Annotated in this window: 15 protein-coding genes; 9 read left to right on the top strand and 6 right to left on the bottom strand. The window is 37.7% G+C overall.

The window, feature by feature from the left end; translation table 11 throughout:
• Positions 1-150: 150 nt before the first annotated feature.
• Entirely contained in the window at positions 151-1875 is a 1725-nt protein-coding gene (locus MSWAN_RS11450; protein WP_013826812.1) for a glycosyltransferase, read from the bottom strand.
• 283 nt (positions 1876-2158) lie between these two features.
• On the opposite strand from MSWAN_RS11450, the gene purE reads away from it, so the two are divergent.
• The 3 genes from purE (at position 2159) to MSWAN_RS11435 (ending at position 4805) form a co-directional block, all read left to right on the top strand.
• Positions 2159-3190 (top strand): 5-(carboxyamino)imidazole ribonucleotide mutase, encoded by a 1032-nt coding sequence (gene purE / locus MSWAN_RS11445; RefSeq protein ID WP_013826811.1) that lies wholly within the window; start codon positions 2159-2161, stop codon positions 3188-3190.
• A 13-nt stretch (positions 3191-3203) separates the two neighbouring features.
• Positions 3204-3428 carry a hypothetical protein gene (locus MSWAN_RS12855; RefSeq protein ID WP_048188120.1) on the top strand — a complete coding sequence of 75 codons (225 nt, stop codon included), beginning with the start codon at positions 3204-3206 and terminating at the stop codon, positions 3426-3428.
• 90 nt (positions 3429-3518) lie between these two features.
• Positions 3519-4805: a UbiD family decarboxylase gene (locus tag MSWAN_RS11435; protein ID WP_013826810.1), complete on the top strand. Its 1287-nt coding sequence runs from the start codon at positions 3519-3521 to the stop codon at positions 4803-4805.
• 282 nt (positions 4806-5087) lie between these two features.
• Here the strand turns inward: MSWAN_RS11435 and amrS are convergent, their stop codons facing one another.
• The 4 genes from amrS to MSWAN_RS11415 are packed head-to-tail and all read right to left on the bottom strand — an operon-like array spanning position 5088 to position 8045.
• Entirely contained in the window at positions 5088-6095 is a 1008-nt protein-coding gene (amrS, locus tag MSWAN_RS11430) for an AmmeMemoRadiSam system radical SAM enzyme (RefSeq protein ID WP_013826809.1), read from the bottom strand.
• 58 nt (positions 6096-6153) lie between these two features.
• The gene (gene thiL, locus MSWAN_RS11425; protein ID WP_013826808.1) at positions 6154-7224 is read right to left on the bottom strand and encodes a thiamine-phosphate kinase; all 1071 of its coding nucleotides are present in this window, start codon (positions 7222-7224) and stop codon (positions 6154-6156) included.
• On the bottom strand, positions 7214-7675 hold the full coding sequence (cfbA, locus tag MSWAN_RS11420) for a sirohydrochlorin nickelochelatase (protein ID WP_013826807.1): 462 nt from the start codon (positions 7673-7675) through the stop codon (positions 7214-7216). Before cfbA ends, thiL begins: the two co-directional genes overlap by 11 nt.
• Entirely contained in the window at positions 7647-8045 is a 399-nt protein-coding gene (locus tag MSWAN_RS11415; protein ID WP_013826806.1) for a Zn-ribbon domain-containing OB-fold protein, read from the bottom strand. Before MSWAN_RS11415 ends, cfbA begins: the two co-directional genes overlap by 29 nt.
• 664 nt (positions 8046-8709) lie before the next feature.
• Between MSWAN_RS11415 and MSWAN_RS11410 the strand changes: the two genes are divergently transcribed.
• From MSWAN_RS11410 to MSWAN_RS11385, 6 genes are all read left to right on the top strand, one after another.
• A complete protein-coding gene (locus MSWAN_RS11410; RefSeq protein WP_013826804.1) occupies positions 8710-9711 on the top strand; it encodes a hypothetical protein in 1002 nt (333 codons plus the stop codon).
• A 22-nt stretch (positions 9712-9733) separates the two neighbouring features.
• Positions 9734-10750: a hypothetical protein gene (locus MSWAN_RS11405; protein ID WP_013826803.1), complete on the top strand. Its 1017-nt coding sequence runs from the start codon at positions 9734-9736 to the stop codon at positions 10748-10750.
• 333 nt (positions 10751-11083) lie between these two features.
• The gene (locus tag MSWAN_RS11400; RefSeq protein ID WP_013826802.1) at positions 11084-11533 is read left to right on the top strand and encodes an Lrp/AsnC family transcriptional regulator; all 450 of its coding nucleotides are present in this window, start codon (positions 11084-11086) and stop codon (positions 11531-11533) included.
• Between the two features lie 73 nt (positions 11534-11606).
• On the top strand, positions 11607-12848 hold the full coding sequence (locus MSWAN_RS11395) for a magnesium transporter MgtE N-terminal domain-containing protein (RefSeq protein ID WP_013826801.1): 1242 nt from the start codon (positions 11607-11609) through the stop codon (positions 12846-12848).
• Positions 12849-12918: 70 nt separating this feature from the next.
• Complete coding sequence (locus MSWAN_RS11390; protein ID WP_013826800.1) at positions 12919-14175, top strand: Nramp family divalent metal transporter; 1257 nt, start codon at positions 12919-12921, stop codon at positions 14173-14175.
• Between the two features lie 316 nt (positions 14176-14491).
• Positions 14492-15400, top strand: coding sequence for a cation diffusion facilitator family transporter (locus MSWAN_RS11385; RefSeq protein ID WP_013826799.1), 909 nt, complete (start codon positions 14492-14494; stop codon positions 15398-15400).
• Positions 15401-15507: 107 nt separating this feature from the next.
• Here the strand turns inward: MSWAN_RS11385 and MSWAN_RS11380 are convergent, their stop codons facing one another.
• Positions 15508-16101, bottom strand: coding sequence for a HemK2/MTQ2 family protein methyltransferase (locus MSWAN_RS11380; RefSeq protein WP_013826798.1), 594 nt, complete (start codon positions 16099-16101; stop codon positions 15508-15510).
• Between the last annotated feature and the right edge of the window lie 40 nt (positions 16102-16141).

Raw genomic sequence — 16141 nt, 5'->3', positions numbered from 1 at the left:
AAATGGGAAATGGGGGTCAACGCATATTAGTTTTGATAAATGATTGATAATTAGATAGAATAAACTTTTAATTTTACAGGATCCAGATAAATGAAATAAAAAAAATTAAGTTATTGATTTACATTTAGGAGATTACAAACTTCAACAAGATCATGAGGAGGTGAAGTTCAAGAATTTACCTTCACTTGAAGGTGCGAATTCCATATCTGATTGTGCGGTACCTAATGCTCCAATATCTATTTTTATGGTGTATTCTCCCACTTTTACATAATAAGACGTTGATGACGTATCATCATTAATTTCAATTGTTTTATACCTTGAACCGTCAACATAAATGGAGTAAGCCCCGTTTTTAAATATTCCGGAGGTCATTGTAACTGGGGTACCGTTAATGGATATGTTAACGGCCCTTCCATTTTCTGAATCTGTTTTAATGAGTACTCCTTCTTTAACAGTTATGTTACTGTTTGTATTCTGCAGCTGCAGATTCTTTGCAGCGTAAACATTCTTGAAGACGTTTCTCAGATTGCTGTCACTTATAACGTCTCCTACATTTATTCCAAGGAAATTTCTGGCGTTATAAGGTATCCTGATAGTATTGCCCTCCCCTGGGAGGGATTGGTTCAGGATGTATTGTTGATTATTAATATAGACGGCATCTCCGTACCCAAGTTCCAGGGTGGCTATAGATTCCGGGGTCATTCTCATGATGGTGTACTCATTTTCCAGTGCACTGTCAACAGTATATGGGCCTCTTACATCTACGCTTTGGTTATGAGCAGGTTCTATCCAATATATAAGGTTTCTTGAGGAGGGTTCCACGGATATTTTGCCGTCATAAATGTGTACGGAACCTAAAAGTGTTGTGAGCATTGCTATGAGTATCAATCCCGAGACTATGATGGGTGAGTGCATGTAAAAAAATGATTTGAGGGTACGTAACTTCGCCTCAGACCTTCGGATTATATGGAAAGACATTTTTATGATCTTAGCTATGTAGAAAATGGCAATTATCATACCCACTACTGAAATTACTAATCCAAAATTTAGGGGCACAAATGTGATGAAAAATATGCAGAAAACACCAAGTATGGTCAGTGAAAGTCCAAGTATCCCCATTCTAATAGATTTTCCCAGAGAGTCCATCATTGTGACCCTACCATATTCCATTGCCCTATCCACAATGGTTCTCACAACTTCTGTGGCCATGAGGTTCAGGTCACCTAAAGAAGATAGTACATGGTCTATTTTGCCAATATCAACCTCTTTAACCCTCATACCGCGCACATCTGCGTCCAGAACAATTCCAACATCAACACCGTAATCATCCTCAAGTTTTATACTGCTTAAAAAGGACCTTTTAGCTGCAAACTGGCCGCTGAGGGGCTGGTCAAATTTTACCTCTGGGAAGAAGAAATCTAAAAGTGGTTTAGCTGTAAGTTGAGTTACCCTACCTGCTTCTCTTTTAAACTTGGTTTTTGTTATGTCTGCTTCTCCATTCAATATGGGTTTTATGATCCGTTCAACCTGGTCTGCAGTTAAGTTATGAAGGTCAGCATCTAAAAATACAGCTATGTCTCCTTTAGAGTTGGTAAAACCGGTTTTAATGGCCGCACCTTTGCCCTTATTTTCGAGGTGTCTTATAACCCTTGCACCAGCTTCTTCAGCGATTCTGGCAGTTCCGTCTGTTGATCCATCGTCTACAACTATGATTTCAAGGATGTAGCTTAGAGACTTTGCAACGCTTACAACATGTTTAACAGTTTTTGCTTCGTTGTAAGCTGGAATTATCACGGATACGGTCATATCTTTGGGTTTTTTGATTGTTCTGAATGATGCCAGGAGTAAAAAAAGCATCAGTATTGTCCATGACACAAGGTACACCTCAATAGTTTCCTTTCTTTATTCATATATGAACATTACTTAAATAATTTCGAGATATTTCAAATATTCAACAAATCCCTATTCAACACTTTCAATATATCAAGGTTCAACATTTCCATTTTTTTTTATTTTAACTTTTTTTTACATATCTACGAAAGTTTATTTACTTTCTTCAATCATATAATTTTAGTGTAAATATGGTTTTAACCACTGAAAATAACTTGATTGTACTTATAAAACAATAATTTTAATTAAAATAATAATGAGGGGTATGATGGAACCAGGGATAATGATAATACTTGGAAGTGCATCTGATTTTGCTATAGCAGAGAAGGCCATAAGAATTCTGGAAACATTGAAGGTACCCTACGATGTTCGAGTTGCTTCGGCCCACAGAACCCATGAGAAGGTTAAAAAGATCGTCAAAGAATCCACAAAAAGTGGTGTGGAAGTTTTCATAGGGATTGCAGGACTTTCAGCTCATCTTCCAGGAATCATAGCTGCCAACACCCACAAACCAGTTGTTGGTGTTCCAGTGGACGTTAAGTTCGGCGGACTGGACGCTTTATTTGCAACAGTTCAAATGCCAATTGGGGCACCTGTGGCTTCAGTGGGAGTAGATCGTGGTGAAAATGCTGCAATACTTGCAGCCCAGATAATAGGGGTTCACGATGAGAAGATTAGATCTGAACTTTCAACAATGAGGAAAGAGTTCTTCTTCAAAATAAAAAATGATGAAGAAAAACTCGCAGACAAACTCAAAGGAGATTACTACTCCAAAAAGGTATTCAGTACGAGCGGATCTGAGAGTAACTCACCAAAACAGGACAAGGCAGATAAAACTGAAAATGGTACAAAGTGCCCTGATGTGGCTGTTATATCTGGAAGCCACTCTGACATGAAAGTGGCAAAGAAAACAACCATGGTCCTTGATAAAATGAATATATCCTATGATTCAACAGTTATATCTCCAATAAGGCACCCTGAAAGATTTGAAACTTATATGGAAGAGATGGATGATGTTAAAATTTATATAGCTATTTCAGGGCTTTCTGCACACGTTACCGGTGCAGTTGTGGCCTACACAGAGAAACCAGTCATAGGGGTGCCTTGCGCCATAAAACTGGGTGGAATGGATGCATTACTTTCAATGGTCAACATGCCGCCAGGAGTGCCAGTTGCAACCATGGGGATAGATTCTGGGGGTAACGCAGCTTTATTAACCGCTGAAATATTAGGATTAGGCGATAAAAATATAAAAAAGGATCTCCTGAAGTTCAAAGACAACATGAGATGTCAACGATAGTCAAGGGGATTAAATGGAGAAAGAAGACCCAAACCAAGAAGACCCAAACCAAGAAGACCCAAACCAAGAAGACCCAAACCAAGAAGACCCAAACCAAGAAGACCCAAACCAAGAAGACCCAATCCAGAATGAAAAAAGCCAGTGCAACGTGAATGGCTGCGGATGTTCTGCAAACTACATATATCTCGGAATAACCGTTATACTCCTTGTGATGTTCGTTGCAACCACAATTAAATGAAGAACGCTAATGGATACTTAAAAGATATATGGCTTTAAATGTGAAGGTCAGATTACAAATTAGTTGAAAGGATTAAAGGCTGGTGAATTTATGAGGGAATTTCTAAAAGTCCTTGAAGATGAATTCAAGGTTATAAAAATCCAGGAAGAAATATCAACAAAGTACGAAGTTTCTAAAATATTGAAGGAACATCCTAAAGATGTAGTAATCTTTGAAAATGTTAAAAAAAGCGATATGAGGATTATTTCAGGTATATGCAACACCAGGGAGAAAATAGCCCGTTCAATATCTACAACCGTGCCTGAAATAACCAGCAGGATAATGGATGCAACAGATAAACCCACTCCTATCGATAACGTGGAAAAAATCGGTGAAAACTTCGAGGTCTCAAAGAAAGCAGACCTTTCTGAGCTTCCTATACCCACCTACTACAGAGCTGACGGTGGAGCCTACATAACTGCAGGGGTTGTAATTGCAAAGGACCCACAAACAGGTGTGAGGAATGCTTCAATACACAGAATGCTTGTAAATGATAAAGATAGGCTTGGAATCAGGATAGTCCCACGAAACCTTTACACCTACTACAAAAAGGCAGAAGAAATGGACAAACCCCTTGAAATTGCAATAGCAATTGGAATGAACCCAGCTACCCTCCTTGCATCCTGCACATCCATACCAATAACTGCAGACGAACTCGAGGTTGCTAACACCTTCCACAACGGGAAAATGAAACTTGTGAAGTGTGAAACAGTCGATCTTGAAGTGCCTGACTGTGAAATACTCCTTGAAGGAAGGATTTTACCCCATGAAAGGGAATCTGAGGGACCATTCGTCGATTTAACAGATACATATGATGTGGTGCGCCAGGAACCAATCATTCAGCTTGAAAAGATGCACTACAAAAAGGATCCACTTTTCCATGCCATAATGCCTGCAGGAAACGAACACAAACTCCTCCAGGGCTTACCACAGGAACCAAGGATATACAGAGCTGTGCAGAACACCATCCCAACGGTTAAAAATGTTGTTTTAACTGAGGGCGGCTGCTGCTGGCTCCATGCTGCAGTTTCAATCCAGAAGCAGACGCAGGGTGATGGTAAAAATGTTATAATGGCAGCCCTTGCAGCACACCCATCATTGAAACACTGTGTTGTGGTTGATGAAGATATAGATATCTTCAACAGCGATGATCTGGAATATGCAATTGCAACCAGGGTTAAAGGTGATGATGATATTGTTATAATTCCAAAAGCCAGGGGCTCATCACTTGATCCCTGCGCACTGCCTGATGGTACCACAACCAAGGTTGGTGTAGATGCAACCAAATCTCTAGATAAAAAAGAGAAGTTTGAGAGGGTGAGCCGGATGGGAGACTGAATTAAGAATTTAATTAAATAAAACTAATCCTACTTCTAATATTTTTTTAATAACTCTTTATTAATAAAGGATTATAAAAGAAATTAAACTCATTAAAACTTATTAAGCCTCTATTAAAACTTATTTTTAAAATTTTAGAGTTTTTAATTACTAATTCATAGGAATTCAACTAATAAGAATTCAACATTTTTTTTTAAAAGAATATTGTTCACTATGACTATTGGTCACGATCAAAGAAAAGAAATCTGTATTTATAAAAAGTAGAAATATTCCTTTAATCATTTAAACAACAATATCAATTCCCGCCCCACACTTGGGACATTTTTTACTCTTTTCAAGTTCATCATCAACTATCTGAAACCCATCCCGTTCGATTAATGGCTCACCACAATCTGGACAGTAAGTGTTCTCTCCATCGGTGTGTGGTATGTTTCCAACGTAGACGTACTTCATACCAGCATCTTTCGCTATTTCATATGCATTTTTGAGGGTTTCAACTGCAGTTGGAGGCACATCCTTCAGCTGGTAGTAGGGGAAAAACCTTGTGAAATGGAGCGGAACCTCAACACCAACCTCATCTACCATGAATTTTACAAGGGCATTTATATCTTCTTCAGAGTCGTTGTAACCTGGAATTAGAAGATTTGTAATTTCTATATGAATATTATTCTCGTACATTCGTTTAATGTTGTCAAGAACAGGTTGGAGTCGGGCATCACATAGGTCACTGTAAAACTTGTCTGACATACCTTTGAGGTCGATGTTGGCAGCATCAAGATGCGGAGCCAGAAGCTCAAATGCTTCCTCTGTCATGTAACCGTTTGTAACGTAAACAGTCTTTATATCTGCTTCATGGGCGAGTTTAGCAGAATCTAGGGTGTATTCCAACCACATGGTTGGTTCGTTGTAGGTCCAGGAGATCGATTTGCATCCATACTCCTTTGCAAGTTCAACAGCCCGTTCTGGAAGTATTTCATTTGTTGGAACAGTTCCAAGGTCTGCTTGGGAGATGGTCCAGTTTTGACAGTATTTACAGCGGAAGTTGCAGCCCAGAGTCCCCAGGGACAGGGAAGTTGAACCGGGATAAAAGTGGAAGAGTGGTTTTTTCTCTATAGGGTCCACTGCAACGGAGGATGCTGCAGCATAGTTGAGGGTGTAAAGCTTTCCACCTTCATTTTCCCGCATTGTGCAAAATCCTTTTTTTCCTTCAGAGATTATGCAACGTCTTTGGCAGACTTTACAGTTCAGGGCTTTCCCAATTTTCTCATAAAGTATTGCTTCCTTTCTCATAGCTTCCACCACTCTTTAAAGGGTTTATTTTAAGAAACCCATACAATTTATTAAAGAATTATTTAAGGTGTTCATAACCTTTTGGTGTTACTACATTTGTTTTTCCATCCTTATCTATCATTTTGATAATTCCGGATGAATCCACAAAACCTATTTCATGAAGATCCACAACATTTTTTAAATGATTCAAATCATCAAATTTATCTTTTTGAACGGTTAAAAGAAGTTCAAAATCTTCTCCATAGGTTAAAGCCATTTCAAGTGGATTTTTACCCAAAATATTTCCAATTTCATGTACTTCATGAGGTATTGGAACCTGTTCTTCATAAAATGTTATACCAATATTTTCAGGGGATGCATCTATTATTTCACCGATTTCACTCAGCAATCCATCGGTTATATCTGTCGCAGAGGTTACAACTCCTGTTTTTCCAAGCAGAATCCCTTCTTTCAGTCTTGCTTCTGGTTGAAGGGCATGTTCTAAAGCAAGGCTCATGAAACCATGATCTAAACCCTCTAATTTAGATTCTTCAGATTCATCACAAAATAAAAGCTCAAATCCTGCTGCTGCAAGTCCAAGCTTCCCTGTAACAGCGACAACATCACTAGATCTAGCTCCACCTTTCATCAGCACATTTTCTTTCTTAACCATGCCGATACAGGTTCCGCAGAGGGTTAAATCCGCAGATTCGTTGGTGTCTCCACCTATAAGTACCATATCATATTGTTTGCATGATTCAAGTATGCCCTCGATCATCTCATCGAAGTTTGAAAGAGACATGTCTTTTGGCAATCCCATGGAAACGATTATACAAATAGTATCGGCACCCATGGCTGCAATATCGCTGACGTTAACAGTTACAACCTTTTTACCCATCTGAAAGGGTGTCATTTCATCTGGAAAATGAGCAGATTGCATTAGTAGGTCTGAAGTTGCAACAAGATAATTTTCTCCAAGGTCAATGAGGGCTGCATCATCTTTGGTGCTTTTAACTGAATTTTCATCCAGGAATTTTTCTAAAAAAAGAGAAGTAGGTTGGGATTTTTGGCTCCTTTCAAGGAGCCTTTTTATTAATCTTTTTTCCCCAAGGTCAGAAACTTTTAAATCTTTAAAAGATTTAGAGGGCATCATTAACCCTGTCTTTTATTATGTCGGCTATTCTGCTGTCAGCACCTAATGGTTCTGTGTAAATGATTTCGCCGTCAAATTCAATCTTTTCAGCCGCTTCATCCTCATGACTGTGGCCGTGATGGTGACCTTCGTGGGAATGTCCGTCATCGTCGTGGCCATTATTTTTCAGTCCAAGAATCCTTGGTATGTCCTGTGTTGTGTGGACTCCGTGGGCAAGGAATACTGGGGTTACAATGATCTTTTCAGCACCTTCATTTGCAAGTTTTCTTATGGCTTCAGGTATAGAGGGTTTTGACATGTTCATGAAACCCACTTCGACCTGGTAGTCTTCATTTGTTCTGTAAATATTTGCAATTTGACTTACAACGTCTTTACCGTAGGGTAATCGGCTTCCATGTCCAACCAGAAGCACACCTATCTTATTTTTTGAGTTTGAATTTGTATCCATATGAGATCACTCCGTCATCGCCTTCGGTTCTTATTTTCCTGAAAACCACTTCGACTTCATCGCCTATTTCAATTTTATCTGGGTCACAGTCTACTATCTGAGATGTTATTTTTGTACCTTCCTCAAGTTCAATTATAGCCACAACGTAGGGTGCTAGGGTTTTGAATTCATCTGTTGGAGTGTTTATAACAGAGTAAGTATATATTTTACCCTTACCACTGAGTTTAATATCCTCTATTTTACCCCTTCTCCTGCATTCCGGGCATATAACTCTTTTTGGAAAGAAAACTTTTCCGCATTGTGAACATTTTGATCCTATGAGATTGTATCGCTGCTGAATATGGCGCCAACCTCTAACGATGTCTTTCATATTGAACCTCCATTAACTTGCTTTTTGCAAATTCATCCTAAGTCTGATCACTAAAAATATATTAAATATTTAATCAGCTTCAAAAACTAAAACAGTTCTATAAAACCATATTATGTTTAACTATCCTTTTTATCTTTTTTTATTAAATCTAAATTTTTAATAAATACTCTATGAGATAATATCCTCTATTTATCCATTACCTTTACTTTTTTAATTATATTTTTTTTAAAATTAATTCTTTCATATATAATTCTTTCATATAGTTTCCAATTAAAACTTTTAATTGATATTTTTCTATATAATTCACGATCTAACCTGTTTTTAGGTGTAATCACAGAATTATCACAGAAATTCTTATTTTCTTATTTATTATGATTATATCTGGAATAATTAATACAGATTGTGTTCTAAAAGGTGTCTCAGTTATTTTTTTCATATACATCTTAGTTTTCCATATAAATACATTTATATATTATTACATTTAATTAAAAAATTAATACTCATACCTTGAACAATTTTTTAGTATCATGTTGGAGATTTAGACGATTAACATATCTCAAGAAACAATTTAACGTATTTCAAGAAAATTGGCGTCATTTAACTACAGCTATCTGAAAAAAGTTTAAAAATTTTTAAACAAAAAATAAGTTTTTAGAGGGATAAAATGGATCGTAAGGGTTACGTGATGGGAGGATTATCCTTTTTACTGGTGGTGCCTGCTATTTTACTTGTAGCAGTATTTATGGATATGGCTCACGTTGGAGGAGAATCTGCAGACACAATTTTAAAATCTGACACTACACTTTACGCTGCAAAAGATATTGAAGAAGACATTCCAGTTCAGGGGCTGGAAGTTTTAAGGGAAGAAGCTGAAGGAGTTGTTAAAACAGGTGCCCCCGTTGTAAACAGTAGACAAGCAGTTGAAACTGCTCTTCAAAAACGGATGGATCTGAAAGCTGAGGAGTATTATAACAGCACAGGTTTGAGAGTTAATTGTACCATAATAAACGTGAATACTGCCAGTGATCCCTTTGAAGTGGAGGTCAATTCCACGATATGTGTGGAGAAAGATAATGTTAAACACAGAGAAACCGTGAACCAGAACATTTCAATTAAGGATGCAGACTCTAGAATACCGGATCCCCTACCATTTATAAAATGCAAGAGCCACGGAGGGGTTACAAACAACACCGGCAGAATTTTATACGGTTCAAGCCTTGCAAAATACCTGAATGCCCGGAATGTTTCGAATGCAACTGCCTATGAAAATGCAACTGCACCCCTTTTCATAAAAAAATGCCCTTACGACCCCTACGACTATCATGGAACCAGCCAAAATTATATCGCCCTTAAAAATTGTTTAGAAAATGGATATTTCCATGAAAGCAGTGATGGGGCATGTTTCCTCTGTAGGTTAGAAGGTAAATCCACATGCTACCATTACGGCTTTGAAACATTTATAAAACCCGCACCGTCCCTGGATGGAACTTTAACATTCGCCCCCTGCTCTTCAGACCACGTTATATATAACGACACAGATCCTGATGGAAGTGGAACCTACAGAGGCAAGGCAATTGAGTACTACTTCGATGGGGTTAATCACTTCAAACTGTTTTTAGACAACGGTCACAGGTCAAAATATGGTTTACCAACATTTTCTGATTAAAGAATTAAAGTTCAGTGATTAAATGATTTTTAATGGTTTTGTTGGAGATGAAAATGGGCAGGCGTTTTCAATTGATGCAATGCTGGCCATTATAGTAATAACAGTTATAATAGGCATTTCAGCCAATGCTATGGATCTTGTAAGCTACAAAATCCAGGATTATTCCTCAGAACATTCTTTTGAGAGAATAACAGAGGATACAGCCGATATACTTATAACCACCCCGGGGTCTCCCAATGACTGGGAGAAATACAGTGGTTTAGCAGGTAGTGTGACTCCGGGACTTGCAGAGTGGGATGTTAAAACGTGCAGAACCGTACCCAACACCCTTTCAATTAGAAAGGTATTTTGTCTCAAGGAAAATTATGAAGATTTAATGGACAAAATCCTTCCAAAAGGTGCAGATTCAAACATGATGGTCTATCCCATGGACAGTAAACTCTCTCCAATTGTAATACATGACAAAACTCCTTCTCCTGATTCCGCACAAGTGGCAGTTGTAAACAGGACGGTTTTGTGCGATTACATGTATATAACGGCATCGGTGAGCATGAATTCCCACAAAAACCCTTCCTGGAGCCACCAATCAGGGCAAGATTGGGAAGTATGTACACATTCTGGTTTAACTGGGTCTCTTAAACATGAAACTCCTGATTTTGACTCTGGAAAACCTGGCTGGGCTTGCCATCATTTCAACATCACACAGTACGATTTGAACTTCACGGACTTTTATGTAATGTCCGATTCACCTAGTTTAGGTGATGACTCAGCCCGTTGGATCATAGATAAACCCGATAATATGACAAATGACGAACAAAAGTTTAGTTCAACACCAATTCCTGTAAATAACAGAATTTCACAGCTTTTAGGTGATCATAAAATCGCGGTGTTATGGTTTCATGTACGTACAAATGGAAACCCTGGAGAATCGTTTAATGCGTATGTTGTGGGTGTTCCCAAGGGAACATCATCAGATCAGGTTAAACTTGAGTATTTAAATCCACAACCTGCTTCATTTGTTTTGAAGGTGTGGATGTAGACTTTTATAAATAACTTAAATTCAATGTTTTTTTAGGGTTATAACTCCTTTTAATTGTTTTAATTTAATTATAATCTCTTTATAATATATTTTTTAAATATTCAAATATTTTTCACAAGCTTTAAAAGATTTTAATCATTTATATTAGTTTAAAATCTATTTAAGGTCAAATTTTACTCTTTAGACATTACCAAATATTCATGAAAATATGGGTGATCTTCCCATAAGCTGAAATAATTTGGGTAATCTACCGAACATTTATAAGATATGTTGGTAATATACTGATACTAATTAAAGATTGAATTATGTATAAAGTATTGTGGTGAGTTCCAAATGGACGATATAGACATGGAGATAATACGTTCTTTGATCAAAAATTCAAGGATCACCATCTCCCAGATGTCAAAAGAGATAGATGTGCCTGACGCTACCATCTCCAACAGGCTTAAAAAACTTGAAAAAAACGCTATAAAAGAATATACATTAATATTGGATCCAAAAGCGCTAGGATTAAAGGTTACTGCAATAGTAATTATCCAAACAGAATCAGAAAAACACGAAAATGTTGAAAAGGAGTTGTCAATGCTTGAAGAGGTCTCTGAAGTTTACAGTATCTCAGGAGAGTACGACATCCTGATTAAACTATGGTCACACAGTTTAGAGGAGCTTAACAAAGTAATGAACAGTAAGATCCGTTCTGTTGATGGTGTTGAAGATTTAACAGAAATGATCGTGATGGAACGTGTTAAAGAGGGGGTGGTGCCACCTATGGGGCCGAAATAGTAAGTATACACAAAAATGACCATAAGTTAGCAGTCCAAAAAAACTATCCACAAGGTTTAAGGGAGGTGAGAATTTGTACCTGAGTGAATTTATCAAAAGACCTGTGATCAACCAGAGGGGAGAAAAGATAGGAAAACTCAAGGATGTTATAGTGTCCTCAGAAAGCCCATATCCTATAATAGAAGCTATAACAGTAGAAACATTAGATAAGAAACAAATAAATGTGCCATGGGAATACGTAGAGAATATGGTGCGAGAAATTAAGTTAAAATCAGAATTAGATGATATTAAAGAGTACAACTTTGCAAAACGTGATATAAAACTTTTAGAAGACGTAATGGATAGACAGGTTGTTGATATTGAGGATCAGAAGATCAGACGAGTAAATGATCTAAAAATATCAGCTACTAATGGTTATTATCATATTATTGGTGTCGATATTGGTATTCAAGGTATTATAAGAAGATTGGGGCTTCAAAGAATAACTAAACCTCTGGGAATTGCTAAAACAGATGATATTATTGCATGGAATGACATAGACCCTCTGGAAAGTGATTATTCCAAGTTAAAACTCAAGGTACCTAAACAAAACCTTAAAAAGCTCCACCCTGCAGATATTGCTGAAATTGTGGATCAACTTGGTGTTAATGAATCTATAACAATTTTAAATTCTCTTGATGATGAATCCGCAGCTGATACATTGGAAGAAGTATCGCCTGAAAGACAGGTATCTCTATTTGAGGGAATGGATAGTAAACGTGCTGCAGATCTTTTGGATGAGATGTCACCTGACGATGCTGCAGACTTACTTGGAGATCTACCGGATGACAAGGCCGAAGAACTGCTTGGATTAATGAAACCTGAAGAATCAAAGGATCTTAGGAAACTTCTGGAATACCCTGAAAACACAGCAGGCGGAATCATGACAACAGAATTTGCATACGTTGATCAGGATTTAACTGTTCGTAAGGTTTTAGACGCTATTCGTAAGATGGCAGAAGATGTTGAAACCCTTTACTATGTTTATGTTATTTCAAAAAAAGGCGATCTTGTAGGAGTAACCTCCTTGAGGGATATTATACTTGCAGACCTGGATGCAAACATTTCAGATTTCATGCACACGCATATTATAAAAGCAGATGTAATGGAAGACCAGCACGAGGTAGCCCAAAAAATTGCCAAGTACAACCTCATAGCACTACCTGTAGTGGAGGATGAAACTAAATTAAGGGGTATTATCACAGTCGACGATGCCATAGATATTGTTCTGCCTACGGCATGGAAAAAAAGGGTTCCAAGAATGTTTGGAAGATGATCAGGTTTAAATAACCTTGAAACGTTTTTTTCATGAATTTTTTGTAGATTTTCAAATTTGAGGAGATTGTATGGATTTTCAAATTATCCGCAGGGTTTTTAAAAGCCCTGCTGTGCTAAGTATCATAATATTTCTTTCGGTAATGGGTCCTGGAATTATAACGGCCAACGTTGACAACGATGCCGGTGGTATCACCACATACTCCCTTGCCGGTGCACAGTTCGGCTACAACCTCCTCTGGACATTTATACCCATGATAATAGCTTTAGCTGTCATCCAGGAAATGGGAGTTAGAATGGGAGTTGTATCAGGAAAGGGGCTAGCAGATCTTATACGTGAAAAGGTTGGAATTAAATTCACCTTTTTAATGATGATAGCACTGCTCCTTGCCAACTTTGGTAACGTACTTGCAGAGTTTTCAGGTATTGCTGTAAGCAGTGGAATATTTAATGTACCCAAGTTCATAGCTTTACCTGTTGCAGCATTCTTCGTATGGCTTCTGGTGGTTAAAGGAAGTTATAAAAGCGTTGAAAAGGTCTTTTTAGCAGCTTCAGCCATTTATCTAACGTATATTGTTGCGGGATACCTTGCCCACCCTGATTGGGGCCTTGCTATAAAAAGTGTCTTAGTGCCTCAGATAAGCCTGGATCCAACTTACATCACCATGGTAATAGGTTTGGTGGGAACAACCATAGCTCCATGGATGATGTTTTACATTCAGTCATCGGTTGTGGAGAAGGGCATCAGTTTAAAGAACCTGAAGTATTCCAAGGCAGATGCCATAATAGGAGCAGTAATTGTGAATATAGTGGCATTTTTCATTGTGCTGGCATGTGCAGCCACCATATTCACCAATGGAATCCAGGTTAATAACGTTGCAGATGTTTCAAATGCACTTGCACCTCTTGCAGGACAATATGCTAGCATATTATTTGCGTTTGGATTTTTGAATGCTTCACTCTTTGCAGCAAGTATATTGCCATTGTCTACGGCATATTACGTGTGTGAAAGTCTGGGCTTTGAGGCAGGGGTTTCAAAGGGTTTCAAGGAAGCACCGGTTTTCCATGGGTTGTACCTTGGACTCATTGTACTGGCGGTTATCATTATCATGCTTCCAAACGTGCCTTTGCTTTCAATCCTGTACCTATCTCAGGTTGCAAACGGCATGCTTCTCCCATTTGTACTGATATTGATGCTTCTTATCATAAATGACAGGAATATCATGGGTGAGCATGTAAACTCAAAGCTGTTTAACTTGATAGCCATTGCAACAGTTGTAATTGTGATGAGTCTGAGCATAGGTCTGGTTCTGACAGCTTTGTTTTAGATTTATCACATTTTGTTCTTTTTTTAATCGGTGTTTTAAACTAATCACAATTTGATTTTTTATTTTTTTTAATGAACACAGAGTATACACACAGGGTCTAAATACAATCTACTTTTAATAAAAATTTAAAGATCTAACACGCTTTATTTTAATAAATAGAATTATAAAATCTTTAAAATGGTTTTAAAATAGTTTAATGAAACAAAATCTTCAATATTAGACTGGCCTAACTTATTTTCCCGAAAACTTTAAATCTGGGCACCTATCTAACCACATAGTTAATTGAAGATTATGAAGATTGGGTTGGAAGTTTTAAATGGATGCAGAAATGAGGGAGAAAACAGGACAAAAAGCAGTTATACTTTCCGTATCTGGAAAAATAGCTCTTACTATTTTTAATTTCATAGTGGGGATCTTATCTGGAAGTACTGCGCTGATTGTGGAATCGGCACATACATTCTCTGATATAATGACATCGGCCATAGCTTTCATAGGATTTAAAATAGGCCTTAGACCTCCGGACAAGGAACATCCCTACGGACATGGGAGGGCTGAGCCATTGATGGGGCTGGCCATAGTTCTATTCCTGATAATTATTGCCTACGAAATATTTTCAGAGGTTTACACTAAAGTTACTTTGGGTGTATCTTTAACCCCTCCAAGTTACCTTGCAGCGGTGATGGCCCTTGTTGGAGTTGGAGCCAACTTTGCCTTAACCTCATACTCAATGAAAGTTGGTAAAAAGGTAAACAGTCCTGCCATAATAGCAGACGCCAATCACCAAAAGGTGGATATATTTGCCTGTGTTGCAATACTGGTGGGTGTAATCGGGGCAAAAATGGGATTTCCAATTTTAGACCCGATAGTGGCATTTTTCATAGGGTTAATGGTTTTAAAAACAGCTCTTGATGTATTTAAAGATAATATAGACAATATAATGGGAAAAATACCTTCAGAAAAACTTTTAACAGATGTAAAATCTGCAGCGCTATCTGTTGTTGGTGTTTACGATGCCCATGATATAAGAATAAATTACATGGGCCCCTGCGCATCTGCAGAACTCCATATTGAGGTTGGGGGCGATTTAGCCCTTAGAGAAGCTCATAAATTGTCGCACAAGGTTGAAAAAAACATAATTGAAAATGTGGATGTTGTAACCCTTGCAATAGTCCATGTGTGTCCCGTTGGTGAAGATGAAGTGGTGGTAAGTAAAAATGATGCTTAAGGAGTTTTAAGTGTAGGTACCTATTAAATATATGCTCAAAGAACTGTTTTAATCCAATCAGGATATAATATTGCTTTTTAGATTAAACCCTCTTCTTAAAATACTTCTTAACTGATAGTGCCAGTTATAACAACAACTTCCTCAAAGAAGTAGTGTTCGCTGGCAGTTACAGCGGCCTCAAAACCCATTTCTTCTAATCTTTTAAGGGTTTTTGGAATGTCAGAGAGGGAAGATTGCACCATCTGGACCCTTCCATGGGGTTTCAGATGATCGTACAGTTCGTCCAGAAATCTGTCTATAGTTTCTCTACCCTCTTCTCCACCATCCCATGCAGCTTCAAGTTGGTCATCAACTTTTTCATCTTCACCTGTTGGTAAATACGGCGTGTTGAATAAGATAAGGTCGAATTTTTCGCCTTTAACTGGATCAAAAAGATCTCCTTCTCTCACACCAATATTAAACGCTTTGTTGTGCTCTGCGTTCTTTCTGGTACATTCAACTGCATGTGGGTTTATATCCACGGCTACAACGTTTTCAGCTGTTTTGGAGGCGATTATTGAAATAATGCCCGTACCTGGCCCTATTTCAAGCACGTAATCGTTTTCTTTAATGTTGAGGTTGTCTAAAAATAGGAAGGTGTCTTCTGCAGGCTCATACACCTCAAGATGGGTTTGAAACTCCATTTCATTGTATTTGATCATAGTCTTTCCACATGAAATTTAATATATTAAAAATCGAAAT

The organism is Methanobacterium paludis, from assembly GCF_000214725.1.
Lineage (GTDB): Archaea > Methanobacteriota > Methanobacteria > Methanobacteriales > Methanobacteriaceae > Methanobacterium_C > Methanobacterium_C paludis.
Note: the sequence above shows the minus strand (reverse complement) of the source record. Positions and strands in the feature narration are given on the sequence as shown.

Coding starts and splice junctions, on each gene's coding strand:
- purE (WP_013826811.1), top strand. CDS start 2,159: ATGGAACCAGGGATAATGATAATACTTGGAAGTGCATCTGATTTTGCT.
- MSWAN_RS12855 (WP_048188120.1), top strand. CDS start 3,204: ATGGAGAAAGAAGACCCAAACCAAGAAGACCCAAACCAAGAAGACCCA.
- MSWAN_RS11435 (WP_013826810.1), top strand. CDS start 3,519: ATGAGGGAATTTCTAAAAGTCCTTGAAGATGAATTCAAGGTTATAAAA.
- amrS (WP_013826809.1), bottom strand. CDS start 6,095: ATGAGAAAGGAAGCAATACTTTATGAGAAAATTGGGAAAGCCCTGAAC.
- thiL (WP_013826808.1), bottom strand. CDS start 7,224: ATGCCCTCTAAATCTTTTAAAGATTTAAAAGTTTCTGACCTTGGGGAA.
- cfbA (WP_013826807.1), bottom strand. CDS start 7,675: ATGGATACAAATTCAAACTCAAAAAATAAGATAGGTGTGCTTCTGGTT.
- MSWAN_RS11415 (WP_013826806.1), bottom strand. CDS start 8,045: ATGAAAGACATCGTTAGAGGTTGGCGCCATATTCAGCAGCGATACAAT.
- MSWAN_RS11410 (WP_013826804.1), top strand. CDS start 8,710: ATGGATCGTAAGGGTTACGTGATGGGAGGATTATCCTTTTTACTGGTG.
- MSWAN_RS11405 (WP_013826803.1), top strand. CDS start 9,734: ATGATTTTTAATGGTTTTGTTGGAGATGAAAATGGGCAGGCGTTTTCA.
- MSWAN_RS11400 (WP_013826802.1), top strand. CDS start 11,084: ATGGACGATATAGACATGGAGATAATACGTTCTTTGATCAAAAATTCA.
- MSWAN_RS11390 (WP_013826800.1), top strand. CDS start 12,919: ATGGATTTTCAAATTATCCGCAGGGTTTTTAAAAGCCCTGCTGTGCTA.
- MSWAN_RS11385 (WP_013826799.1), top strand. CDS start 14,492: ATGGATGCAGAAATGAGGGAGAAAACAGGACAAAAAGCAGTTATACTT.
- MSWAN_RS11380 (WP_013826798.1), bottom strand. CDS start 16,101: ATGATCAAATACAATGAAATGGAGTTTCAAACCCATCTTGAGGTGTAT.